Raw genomic sequence first — 11,716 nt, 5'->3', positions numbered from 1 at the left:
ATCCGCGAAGGCGACCGGCCGGGTGCCGGCGCCAATCCTTCCTTCGACGATGGGAGGTCCTGATGCTCTTCAAACGTGCCACGGAGCGATATGGCCGCACCCCCGAACCGGTCACCCCCTATCAGAAGGCGGCACAAGCCTGGGACGAGCGCATCGGCGCGGCGCGCGTTCAGGCGCGAAACTGGCGGCTGATGGCATTTGGATGTCTCGCGCTAAGCGCCGGGCTGTCGGCGGGCCTCTACTGGCAATCGCTGCAGTCTCACGTGACCCCGTACGTGGTCGAGATCGAGCGTTCGGGCGAGGTCCGCGCTGTGCGCCCCGCTATCGAGGCCTATACGCCGGGAGATGCCCAGATCGCCTTTGTGCTGGCGCGCTTCATCTCGAATGTCCGCTCGCTTTCCTCCGACCCTATCGTCTTGCGGAAGAACTGGCTCGAAGCCTACGACCATGCGACCGGCAGGGCGGCGACATTCCTCAACGAATTCGCGCGCGAGAGCGATCCCTTCAAATCGGTCGGCACGCGCAATGTATCCGTCGAGGTGACCAGCGTCGTCCGCGTCTCGGAGCGCTCCTTCCAGGTCAAATGGCGCGAGCGGCTTTACGAGCGCGGCAGCCTCGCCGCGACGACCCACTGGACCGCCATTCTCACCATCGGCATTCGGCCGCCCCGCAATGCCGAGACGCTCCGAAAGAACCCGCTCGGCCTTTATGTCGAGGCGCTCGACTGGTCACGCGAACTCAACGCCGGTGAAGCCCCCTGACCAAGGAGAACCAGATGACCCCGATCCGTTCGTTCTTGATGGTAAGCATCTCGGCGCTTGTGTTGACCGCCTGTGCCGACAAGGTGCCGCCACCCCAGATCCGCTATGACGCGGTCGACCTGCAACCGGCACAGCTCGAACCTCAGCCCCCGAAACCCGTCGAGATCGTCGCCCTGCCGGAGCCTTTGCCGCTGCCGGGTCAGTTGCAGCCTCTCGATACGGCGAAGCCGAAGCCCGACAAGCGGGTGCCGACGGAACGGGTCGATGCCGCCAACAAGGAGGCGCTGATCGAACCCATGCGGGATGGCTATATCAATGCGATCCAGGTCTATCCCTTCACTGAAGGCGCGCTCTACCGGCTTTATGCGACGCCGGAGCGCGTCAGCGATATCGCATTGCAGCCGGGCGAGGAACTCATCGCCGTCTCGGCGGGTGACACGGTGCGCTGGGTGATCGGCGATACTGTAAGTGGCTCCGGCACCGGCAAACGTGTCCATGTGCTGGTGAAGCCTTTCGCCGCCGGGCTTGAGACCAATCTCGTCATCACCACCGATCGCCGCGCCTATCGTCTGGCGCTTCAGAGCACCGAGGCGACGGCCATGGCCGCACTCTCCTGGACCTATCCGCGCGACGAGCTGCTCGCCTTGCAGGCGCGGAACGCGAGGGCGCAAGCGGCATCGGCAATCGCAAGCGGTATCGATCTCGCCGCGCTCCGTTTCCGCTACGAGATCACGGGCGATAATCCGCCCTGGCGGCCGCTCCGCGCCTTCGATGACGGTTCGAAAGTCTATATCGAGTTTCCCGCGCGGTTCGATCAGGGCGAGGCACCGCCGCTCTTCGTGGTCGGCCCCTCGGGCGGCAGCGAACTCGTCAATTACCGGCTGCGCGGCCATTACTACATTGTCGATCGCCTCTTCGCGGCGGCGGAATTGCACCTCGGCGAGGCGCCGCAACAGGTGGTGCGCATCAGCCGCACCGACAGGGTAGCGGGCGTCGTCGATGATCGCCCCTCGCGGCTGCGGCCGGGACGATAGGAGAGAGATATGGCCGGTCCCGCCTCGCCTCAGGGTCAGACGCAGTCGTCGGGGAAAGTCGATCCCGAAACGCTGGCGCTGCGCGCCAAGCCGCGCCGTGTGACACGGTTCCGGCGCAGTGTCGTCATCGGCGTCGCGGCGACGGGCTCGGCGACGATTTTCGCGCTCGCCTTTCTGGCGCTGGAAGGCTCAAGCTTTCGTCTCGCGGCGCCGGATGGTGGGGAGCTCTACCACCCGGAGCGTAAGGAGAGGGCGGAGGGGCTGGCGGCGCTGCCCGTGAGCTACGACGAGATCCCGAAGCCGATCCCCGAACTCGGCGCGCCGCTTCCCGGCGAATTTGGCCGCCCGATCCTCAGGCGCGAGGCGGAACTCGGCATCGACAATAGCGCCGGCCTCCGCCCGACCTTCGTGCCGAGCGCCGAGGAGAACGACGCTCGCGCCGAAAGGCTCAGACTAGCGCAACAGGCGCGGCAGGCGGCGGAAGCAGGCGTGTTCTTTCAATTGAAGGGGAGCGGAAGCGGCGAGGGGCGTGCTTCGCAATCGAGAGTGGCTGATGCGAGGGAGAGCACAGGTCTTCAAGCTGTCGCCGCAGTCGACGAGCGTCTCAACCTCGATCCGGAGCGCGACCAGAACCATCAGCAGCGCAAGCTCGATTTTATGAACCGGGGACCGGATCCTGACATCTATAACCGCCACACGCTGCAGGAACCGGTCTCGGCGCATCAGTTGATGGCCGGCAGCGTCATCGCCGCGAGCCTGATCACGGGGCTCAACTCCGATCTGCCGGGCCTTGTGGTTGCCCAGATCACAGAAAATATTTTTGACACGGTGAGCGGAAGGGCTTTGCTGATTCCGCAAGGATCGAGGCTCATCGGCAGTTACGACAGTGTCGTCGCCTTCGGTCAGTCGCGGGCGCTGCTCGTCTGGCATCGCATCGTGATGCCGGATGGTTCCTCGATCGTGATCGACAATCTGCCGGCGACGGATGCCACCGGTTATGCCGGCGTCGCTGACGAGGTCGACTACCACACATGGGCGCTCGTCAAGGGCGTGGCGCTGGCGACGCTTCTGGGCGTTGGCACCGAGCTCGGTTTCGGCAGCGAGGAGAGCGATCTCCTGCGCGCGATCCGCCAGTCGACGCAGCAAAACGTTTCGCAGGCCGGCCAGCGCCTCACCGAAAAGAATCTCAACATCCAGCCGACCATCACGGTGAGGCCCGGCTGGCCGATCCGCGTCATCGTGCAGAAGGACCTGATCCTGCGTCCCTATCGAGGATGAGAACCATGCCCGACCTGAAACTCGGCAAACTCCCCGACCGCACGCCGGTCAAGATCACCTTCATCGCGCCACCCGATCTCAACAAGGCGCTGCAGGCCTATGCCGCGCTTTATCGCGAGACCTATGGCGAGGCTGAATCGGTGCCGGAGCTCATTCCCTACATGCTGCAGAGTTTTCTGGAGGCTGATCGTGGCTTTGCCAAGGCACGGAAGGCGTTGCCGGAAGGAGAGGGCAAAGGCACCGGTATCGCTCAGCCGGGATCGAGAGGACGTGCACCTCGCGCGCCGTTGCCGCCAACCGATAAGGAGGATTGAGATGTCTGTGATCGGGATGTTCACGCCTACGAAGGAGGGTGGCTGGTCCGGCACCATCCGGACCCTCATCATCGATGCAAAGCTGCGCTTTGTGCCGAACGACAATCGCGACAGTGAACGGGCGCCGGCCTTCAAGCTCTATGTCGGCCGCTCCGAGGTCGGCGCCGCCTGGCGGGAGCGGGGCGGTGAGAAAGAGTATCTGAGTGTCCGGCTCGACGATCCGGTACTTGCGGCGCCCGTTCATGCGGCGCTGTTTCCGGCAGAGGATGGTCAGGAGGCTCATCTCGTCTGGAGGCGAGGTTCTAGCTAATTTGTATATTACCATACATTTAATGTAATTATATTTATCTACATAATAATTTGTGTTTAACAAAAAGGTGGTGCGCGGTTTGTCGCCCGTGCGAGCAGGGTACTCGTTCAGTAGGCGCGACCTTGGCCAAGGCTTCTTGTGACCCAAAGCAACATTTCTTGAGCTTTCGCTTCCACCTCAAAATTCGCTGCGCAGTGAATATTGCTATTTTATCGTATATGCACTATAAGTCGGTTATATGCTGTGCAGCGAAAATGGCTCAAATCGTGTTAGAGAATACCCGCAGGAACGAGCAATACGTGCTGGAACATCTCCGGGAAGCATTTGGGGGGCTGCCGCAAGTTGAAGCATCGGAGCCGGTCGTTGAACGCCTCGACTCTGGTAGTCAGTACAGGATTGACGCCGAAATGCGCCTAGATGTTGGTGGGCGCAATATCGTCCTTCTCATCGAGGTCAAAAAATCGGTCTACCCGCGCGACGTGCGACAAATCCTCTGGCAGCTTGACCGCTATGTCCACCGTGAGGGGGTAGAGCACGGCGCTTCCAACATTCCGTTCTTGGCGGCCGAATCGATATCTCAGGGCGCGCGGGAGTTGCTGCGGCACGAGAATGTCGGCTACTACGATACCGGCGGCAGCCTCTACGTACCCGCCCCCGGCGCCTACATCTTCGTGGAAAAGCCGCCGCCGAAAACCCTCGAAAAATCGGTTCGCTCCCTGTTCAAGGGCAAGCGCGCCCAGATAGTCCACACGTTACTCGTCAAGCGCGGTGAATGGTTCGGGGCGACGGCGTTGGCCGAGATCGCTGAGGTTGCACCTTCGACCGCTTCGGAAACCCTGATCTCGCTAGAGCGCTATGACTGGCTCGAATCGCGCGGGCAAGGTCCCGCCAAAGAGCGGCGCCTGATCGCCCCCACGGCCCTCCTGGACGAATGGAGCAAACAGGTGCAGGCGACACGGCTGCGTGGTGAACGCCGTTACTACGTACCGCGTGGTGAACCGGACACAATTATCAGGCGCCTCGCTGCGGCATGCCGGGAGCATGAGGTTTCCTACGTCATCACGCGGGAAGCGGCCGCGCAGCGTTATTCTCCTTTCCTTTCAGCGCTTTCGCAGGTCGCATGCCGTATGAAGCCGGGGTCGGCGGCCGAGGAAGCTCTGGCCGAACTCGGCGCACGCAGCGTCGGCGAAGGCGCAAATCTGAACGTCATAGAGACGCCGACATCGGGCGAGTTTCTGTTCAAAGAACGTGTTGATGATGCTTGGCTTGCGAGCCCGGTGCAGGTCTATCTCGACCTATTGACGGGTGAGGGGCGGTCCCGCGAGATGGCGGCACACCTGCGCCACGAAAGGATCGGTTTCTGATGGCCAAGCCTACAACCCAGGACGGTTACAGTGCTGCCGTTACAGAAAGCTGCGAGCGAGTTCTAGTTACGCTGCTGCACGGCTTGGGACCATGGAAAAGGTCCGTCTATCTCGTCGGTGGGCTCGTTCCCCGCTACCTGATCCCGGACCGCCCGCCCGCCGCGCCCGCGCACGCCGGTACCGGCGATGTCGATATTGTCGTTGCGCTGGAGATGCTAGCCGAGACTGAAGCCTACCATACTGTCGAAGAGAACCTGAAAAAGATGGGGTTCGAGCGCGGTGAGAACGATGCAGGCCAGAAGGTTTCCTGGCGGTGGAAGGCTCGGATTGACGAGGACACAATCGTTATTCTTGAACTTCTGGCGGACAATCCCGAGGTGGCGGGTGGCAGGGTAAAACCACTGCCCACGGAGGGGCGGATATCGGCCCTGAACATCCCGCACGCTTCCATGGTGTTCGACCATCATCTCACTCAAGAGATTACCGCCGCCCTTCTCGGTGATGGTGGCATGGCAATCGAAACCATCCGCTTCGCGGATCTGGTGAGCTTCACGTGCCTGAAGGCGCTGGCGCTGGACGATCGGGGTGAACGCAAGGATGCACACGATCTTGTTTACTGCATCGAGCACTGGCCCGGCGGCCCCGAGGCTGTTGCGGCGCTTTTCCGCGAAGCGCACAAAGGTAAGCATGCCGCCGTCATTGACCGCGCGCTCGGCATCCTACGCACACGCTTCACGGACGACAAAACGACGGAAGGTTATCTCAAGGATGGTCCGGTCGCCGTCGCGCTGTTCGAGCCTGGCGGGTTTTCAGATGCAGACCGTGAGGTACGGCTATTGCGGCAGAGAAACGTCAGTGAACTGGTCACTGAGGTTCTCGCGCATGTCGGGTAGATGAACGATGGTACAGCTAGATAACCATGACAGACGCACGAAATGGCAACTTCAGCAGGCGTCTCTACCGAGACTATGGTGGCGCTGCTCATGAGCTTCGCTTCTTGGAAAAAATGTGATTTCCAGATACATACGCCCCGCGATCCGAACTGGACGGGCGCGAGGCCCGTCGGCCTCGGTGAATCCATTACGACGACAGACGCAAAGGCGACCACGCAGGACGTTGACGTGGCGCGAGCGCAATGGGCGAAGGAGTTCGTGGACCAGTGCGTCGCGAAAGGATTGCAGGCGGTCGCGTTGACGGATCATCACGAGATGATCATGGTCCCTTACGTTCAGAAAGAGATCGAACAGCGCCGCAAAGCCGAGCCGGACTTCGACCTCTGGCTCTTTCCCGGGATGGAGTTGACGGCGAGCGGCGGCAAGCAGTGCCTCATCATCTTCGATGCCGATCTGTCCGAGGACTGGCGCAAGCAGGCGCAAGGGAAGCTCGGGGTCGCGTTTGCGGCTCTTGAGGAGAAGGGTGCCGTGGCCCCCAAGGTGACGCAGCTCGCCTGCGCCTATCCCGAGATCGCTAGGCTGCTCGACGAGGTTGAGCACCTGCGCGGCCGCTACATCGTCCTGCCGAATGTTTCGCAGGGGAACAGTCACACTGTCTTGACAGACGGCAGCCACGGCGATTTTCGCCGAATGCCGTATGTCGGCGGCTATCTTGATCGCGGCCAGACCATCAATACGCTCGGCGCCAAGAACCGCACGCGGCTTTCCGGTTCTGACAAGACGTGGTCAACCAGAGAGATTTACCCTCTCCCGACCTCGGACAGCCGGTCAGCCGACTACGGCGCGCTCGGTACGAATGACACTTGGATCAAGCTGGCCGAGCCAACGGCGGAAGCGATCAGGCAGGCCTTTCTGGGGCATCGGTCCCGCATACGGATTGAGCCGCCCGCGATACCCTCGCTGGTCGCCGCCACCATTGAGGCAGAAGGCTCCACGATCCTGCAACCGACCTCGATCACGCTCAGTCCGGAATTCAACGCCGTCATCGGCGGGCGCGGTAGCGGCAAGAGCTCGTTCCTCGAATACCTCGCGTTTGGTCTGGGCCGAAGCTGCTACGACGCGCCACGCGAGCACTACTCTGGCACGCACCGCATGCACGATCTTATCAACGATACGCTCGTCTCCAAGGGCGGGCAGGTGTCGCTGACCGTGATTCAGGATAATGCGCCTTTCAAGATTGTCCGTGGGCCGGCCACCACCTACCAGCCTCGGATCACCTATCCCAACGGTTCGACCCAGACGATCACGGTCAAGGAGCTGCGCGCGCTGTTTCCCGCCGTCGTGTATAGCCAGGGCGAGCTCGCCGAGATTGGCAAGCAGGCGGGCCAGAAAACCCGACTCTCCGATTTACTCCAGTTCGTCAATCCGGATTTCAAGAAGGAGGATGACCGGCTGGCCGCCGATATCGAAGCCGCAAAGGGAAAGGTCAGGGCGGCGATCCAAGCTGTTGCCAAGCATTGGCTGGAGCAGTCGAAACTCCGCAACCTAACGACGACGAGGGACTCGCTTCGTCAGCGCGTCGAGGCTCTTGAGAAGACGTTGCCGACCCTGTCGCCGGACGACCAGGCCAAGGTGGATCACTTCGACAAGGCGAACGACTTTGAGTCGAAGCGCTTTCAGGCATCAAAGCATGCCGACCAGATTCTGCAGGAGCTGGAGGTGAGCGCCGCCGAACTTGTCAACGAGCGCGATCTTTCAACGGACCTCAAGGGAGAGGTGGAAGCCGTTCAGCAAAGCTATCGCGACCTGTTCAAGACTTTCGGCACCGGCATAAAGCAGCTGCGGGCTGACCTTGCCAAGAGGCGCACCGTCCTGACCGGTGCCGAAACCGCTTGGGCCGCGAAGTTACAGCAGGCGCGGACCGCCCGGGATGCCGTGCTGGAAAAGCTCGGCGCCCACAAGACGGTCACCGCGCAGATCATCAAGCTCCGCGAGGAAATCACCGAGCTCACCAACCAGATCGGCGATCTCGAAGCGAGGCTCAAGGCCGAAGGTGATCCCACTGCCGCCTTGACCAAGGTTCTTGCCGGTCTCAGGACTGTCAACGATCAGCGGGCAGAACGCACCCAGGCTTGGGCGAAAGAGATCGAAAGGCTGTCGAGCGGCAAGATCAAAGCCATCGTTGCCGCCGCCGGCGATACTTCGGAGATCAGAGAGGCGATCGACGCGGTTGCCGCCAAGACGGGGTCTCAGGAGGCGACGCGCATCGACCGGCTTGAAGACGCTCTTGCCAAAGATTCAGCAGCGGATATGGCGGACCGGCTGCGTACAGACTGTCTTTCGCTGCTGTACTGGCGCCAGATGGGAGCGGCTAGCAGCGAGGAGCAGCCGAAGTGCCCCGACCTCATGAAGATACTCGGCGATACCGAGCGTATTCGGTCAGCGCTGACCGAACGCATGGACACGTCGCGAGTTGAAGCCATCGCGACCGCGGTAGCCAAACCTGAAATCACCTTGTCCTATTGCGACGGTGCCCGCGAGATTTCCTTTGAGAAGGCATCCGAGGGCCAGCGCGCCGCCGCACTACTGTTCATGCTGCTGGAACAGCCGGGCGGCCCGCTGATTATCGACCAGCCCGAAGGCGATCTCGATAACAAGATAATCGCCGACCTTACAGACAAGCTTCATACCGCCAAGCAGAACCGCCAGCTCATCTTCGCGAGCCACAACGCGAATATCGTCGTGAACGGCTCTTCCGAACTGGTTGGATATCTCGACGTCAAGGATAGCGGCGAGCGTCAATTCGAGTGCGCCGGCGCGATCGACAAGCCGGAAATCTGCAAGGTGATTACCTCGACGATGGAGGGCGGCGAAAAGGCCTTCAGGGACCGTCAGGACAAGTACGGTTATTAGTCTGCATCCTGTTTGGCGCGCTTAGCCAGGTCTGCGCAGTCCGATCAGAGCGTTGAGTCAAGAAATATGGTCACCGGGCGACTCCCCCAAGCCGCCGGGAGACGTCAGGCCTTTCGCGCTGCGCCGTGCCGGTTGATCGCCAGCTTGCCGCTCTCGGATTGCCTCGGCTGAGTCGGCTTAAACCTGTGGATAGAAAGTGAAACTTCCCATATTCGACTTGACCACAAATGAAGCAGGTGGAACAAATCGTGAAACCATGAAGCGAGGCCGAGTCGATGGCAAATGGAATTCAAGTAACGCAGGCCGCAGAAAGCTACCTGGAAGCGCTGGCCGATGATCTTGGAGTGAGCGAGGCCAGATATCGGGAAGCCAATGACAGCTACAACGCTCTTGGCGAATGGTTTCACCGGGAAAAGTCGACGATCCGGCAATACAAGCCGCAGGTTTATGTGCAGGGTTCTTTCCGGCTCGGAACGGCAATTCGTCCCATCGACGACCGCGAAGATTACGACGTTGACTCGATATGCGAATTTCGTGGGCTGACGACCGCTGATTTGACCCAGAAACAACTGAAGGAGCTGCTTGGCGCTGAAATCCACTCCTATCATCGCGCTCAGTCTATGACAAAGCCGGTGCGTGAGGGCCGCCGCTGTTGGGTGCTAAATTATGCCGACGGCGCTCAATTTCATATGGATATTGTTCCGGCGCTCCCTGATGCCAATCGCCAAAGACTGTTGCTTGAGACGAGTGGGTTTGACGCCCGTTGGACGCAGACGGCCATCGCAATTACGGACAACGAACGCGCTGACTACGCAATGATGACGGCCGAATGGCAGCGTTCGAATCCTAAGGGTTACAGCGGATGGTTCGTTCAGCGCATGGGTGAAATATTTGAAACCCGTCGCCGGGCGCTCGCTGAATCTGTGCGTGCCAGTGTTGAAGACATACCTGTCTATCGGGTTCAGACACCCTTGCAATCGGCCATAATGATTTTGAAGCGCCACCGTGATTGGCGCTTTGCCGGCAATAGCGAAATCAAGCCTATATCAGTGATCATCACCACCTTGGCGGCTCATGCTTATGCAGGTGAGGCGACTATCGGTGAAGCTCTCACTTCCATCCTCACAAAGATGGATAGCTTCATTCAGAAAATCGGTGGGCAATATGTAATTCCCAACCCAACTGACCCACTTGAAAATTTTGCAGACAAGTGGGTGGAACATCCCGAGCGGGCTGAAGCCTTTTTTCAATGGCTTCAGCAAGCACGTTCAGACTTCCTCAATGCCGCCAACCTGACTGAACAGGCAGAAATCGCGAAGAGAGTAGCCCCTGCTATGGGAGATGCTCTGGCTGAACGCGTACGAGAGCGGGCAGCGAAAACGGGCGGAGGATTGCTGCGGAAGTCATCGGTTGCTCCGGTGATCGGAAGTACGGTCTCGTTCCCTGATCAGCCTAGAATGCCAACGACCCCCAAGGGTTTCGCTTGATCTGGTGGGCGGTACAGCCTGGCCGCGCTAGGGAGGAACGATCTCAGATCGCTGACCTCTCTGAACAAGCGCCTTGGTTGCAAAATCTCCATTGGCGACTTGACGGGCTTCGATTGGCCGCAGATTTCGACATCGTGGCCGAGGACGAGTCTTTCCCGCTGTCTATCTATTTTCCGGAGTATTTTCCACAAACGCCGCCAATCGTCCGGCCGCGTGAAAAAATTCGCTTGTCAGAGCACCAGTATGGCTCGGGCGGAGAGCTATGTCTCGAGTGGCGCGCCGACAATTGGCATCAGGACGTTACAGGCGCGATGATGATTGAAAGCGCCTATCGATTGCTCAGTGGGGAAAGAGAAACAGATACCGAGCAAGTCCCGTCTGCGCATCGAGAGACGATGGGCCAAAAGCTTCGATCTTCACACTTGCGCGTGCTTCTCAGCCCGTCCGCTAAAGAAGCTTTTCTTGCCGTTGAAGAAGGTAAGCCTCTCTCGGCCGCGGTTTCTGAACATAATTACGGTTCAGCGTGGATTGTCTATCCAATTCGAATTGGCGTGAAGGACGCGCCCGATTGGGCCGAGCAGCCGTTGCTCACTAAAGGGATGCGGGAACAGGAGGCGCATGTCCTTCGACTGCCTCGGGGCACGACGCTTCCCCGCAAGCTAACCATGGAGAGCATTCTTAGTCTTTGTTCCGAGCTAGGTGTCGAGGAATGGTTCGAAGAAGCCGCAGAAGAATTTTGGCCCTTCGTGTTCTTGATCGACGATTCAGAAATTCTCCTGATCACAATTCTTGGTGACGAACGCAACGTTTACAAATACGCGACTCTGGAAATTTCCGATGAAGGGGGCAGACTTCCTGCAGAGTACGATGCGCTGGCCGACAAGCGAGTGGCTATTGTCGGTTGCGGTTCGGTGGGTTCGAAAGTTGCGGTCTCGCTTGCCAGGTCAGGCGTGCGATCCTTCCTTCTTGTCGATCCGGACGTCGTTCTTCCCGGAAATATGGTGCGCAATGAGCTTGATCTCCGGGCGGTAGGTACACACAAATCAAACGCACTCGAACACAAACTTCTGGAGATCAGCGCCAACTGCGAAGTAATGGTCAAGCCCCTTCTTCTCGGAGGGCAAGAGAGCAGCGGCTACACGACCAGTGTGCTGAACGAAATGTCGGAATGCAGCCTGCTGATCGATGCAACGGCCAATCCTAACGTTTTCAACCTATGCGCAGCAGTGGGCTGCTCCCATAGGACGCCACTGATATGGGGGCTTGTGCGGATTTCAGAATTACCGGACAGCGATTCCGCTAAATCCCGGACAGCCGTTTCAGTAATTCCCGGACAGTCCGGGCACGGCTGATTATCTTCCT

Annotated in this window: 10 protein-coding genes; all 10 read left to right on the top strand. The window is 59.8% G+C overall.

The window, feature by feature from the left end; genetic code table 11:
- Positions 1-62 precede the first annotated feature (62 nt).
- The 10 genes from trbF (at position 63) to CMI59_RS13215 (ending at position 11,706) form a co-directional block, all read left to right on the top strand.
- Positions 63-761 (top strand): conjugal transfer protein TrbF, encoded by a 699-nt coding sequence (trbF, locus tag CMI59_RS13260; protein ID WP_290891757.1) that lies wholly within the window; start codon positions 63-65, stop codon positions 759-761.
- A 14-nt stretch (positions 762-775) separates the two neighbouring features.
- Positions 776-1,795, top strand: a complete 1,020-nt coding sequence (gene trbG / locus CMI59_RS13255) for a P-type conjugative transfer protein TrbG (protein ID WP_293328715.1) — start codon at positions 776-778, stop codon at positions 1,793-1,795.
- Positions 1,796-1,804: 9 nt separating this feature from the next.
- Positions 1,805-3,073, top strand: a complete 1,269-nt coding sequence (locus tag CMI59_RS13250; RefSeq protein ID WP_293328714.1) for a TrbI/VirB10 family protein — start codon at positions 1,805-1,807, stop codon at positions 3,071-3,073.
- A 5-nt stretch (positions 3,074-3,078) separates the two neighbouring features.
- A complete protein-coding gene (locus CMI59_RS13245; RefSeq protein WP_293328713.1) occupies positions 3,079-3,387 on the top strand; it encodes a DUF2274 domain-containing protein in 309 nt (102 codons plus the stop codon).
- Between the two features lies 1 nt (position 3,388).
- Positions 3,389-3,697, top strand: coding sequence for a DUF736 domain-containing protein (locus CMI59_RS13240; RefSeq protein ID WP_293328712.1), 309 nt, complete (start codon positions 3,389-3,391; stop codon positions 3,695-3,697).
- A 254-nt stretch (positions 3,698-3,951) separates the two neighbouring features.
- Complete coding sequence (locus tag CMI59_RS13235) at positions 3,952-5,061, top strand: type IV toxin-antitoxin system AbiEi family antitoxin (protein ID WP_293328711.1); 1,110 nt, start codon at positions 3,952-3,954, stop codon at positions 5,059-5,061.
- Positions 5,061-5,954, top strand: coding sequence for an antitoxin (locus CMI59_RS13230; RefSeq protein ID WP_293328710.1), 894 nt, complete (start codon positions 5,061-5,063; stop codon positions 5,952-5,954). Before CMI59_RS13235 ends, CMI59_RS13230 begins: the two co-directional genes overlap by 1 nt.
- Positions 5,955-6,029: 75 nt before the next feature.
- Positions 6,030-8,867: a TrlF family AAA-like ATPase gene (locus CMI59_RS13225; RefSeq protein ID WP_293328709.1), complete on the top strand. Its 2,838-nt coding sequence runs from the start codon at positions 6,030-6,032 to the stop codon at positions 8,865-8,867.
- 275 nt (positions 8,868-9,142) lie between these two features.
- Positions 9,143-10,354, top strand: coding sequence for a nucleotidyltransferase (locus tag CMI59_RS13220; protein WP_293328708.1), 1,212 nt, complete (start codon positions 9,143-9,145; stop codon positions 10,352-10,354).
- A gap of 113 nt (positions 10,355-10,467) precedes the next feature.
- Positions 10,468-11,706 (top strand): ThiF family adenylyltransferase, encoded by a 1,239-nt coding sequence (locus CMI59_RS13215; protein ID WP_293328707.1) that lies wholly within the window; start codon positions 10,468-10,470, stop codon positions 11,704-11,706.
- Positions 11,707-11,716 lie beyond the last annotated feature (10 nt).

This window comes from Parvibaculum sp. (genome assembly GCF_002684405.1).
GTDB lineage: Bacteria > Pseudomonadota > Alphaproteobacteria > Parvibaculales > Parvibaculaceae > Parvibaculum.
This window is presented reverse-complemented; position numbering and strand designations above follow the sequence as displayed.

Bases quoted from the DNA above. Each gene is read 5' to 3' on its own strand.
- trbF (WP_290891757.1), top strand. From the start codon at position 63: ATGCTCTTCAAACGTGCCACGGAGCGATATGGCCGCACCCCCGAACCG.
- trbG (WP_293328715.1), top strand. From the start codon at position 776: ATGACCCCGATCCGTTCGTTCTTGATGGTAAGCATCTCGGCGCTTGTG.
- CMI59_RS13250 (WP_293328714.1), top strand. From the start codon at position 1,805: ATGGCCGGTCCCGCCTCGCCTCAGGGTCAGACGCAGTCGTCGGGGAAA.
- CMI59_RS13245 (WP_293328713.1), top strand. From the start codon at position 3,079: ATGCCCGACCTGAAACTCGGCAAACTCCCCGACCGCACGCCGGTCAAG.
- CMI59_RS13240 (WP_293328712.1), top strand. From the start codon at position 3,389: ATGTCTGTGATCGGGATGTTCACGCCTACGAAGGAGGGTGGCTGGTCC.
- CMI59_RS13235 (WP_293328711.1), top strand. From the start codon at position 3,952: ATGGCTCAAATCGTGTTAGAGAATACCCGCAGGAACGAGCAATACGTG.
- CMI59_RS13230 (WP_293328710.1), top strand. From the start codon at position 5,061: ATGGCCAAGCCTACAACCCAGGACGGTTACAGTGCTGCCGTTACAGAA.
- CMI59_RS13225 (WP_293328709.1), top strand. From the start codon at position 6,030: ATGGTGGCGCTGCTCATGAGCTTCGCTTCTTGGAAAAAATGTGATTTC.
- CMI59_RS13220 (WP_293328708.1), top strand. From the start codon at position 9,143: ATGGCAAATGGAATTCAAGTAACGCAGGCCGCAGAAAGCTACCTGGAA.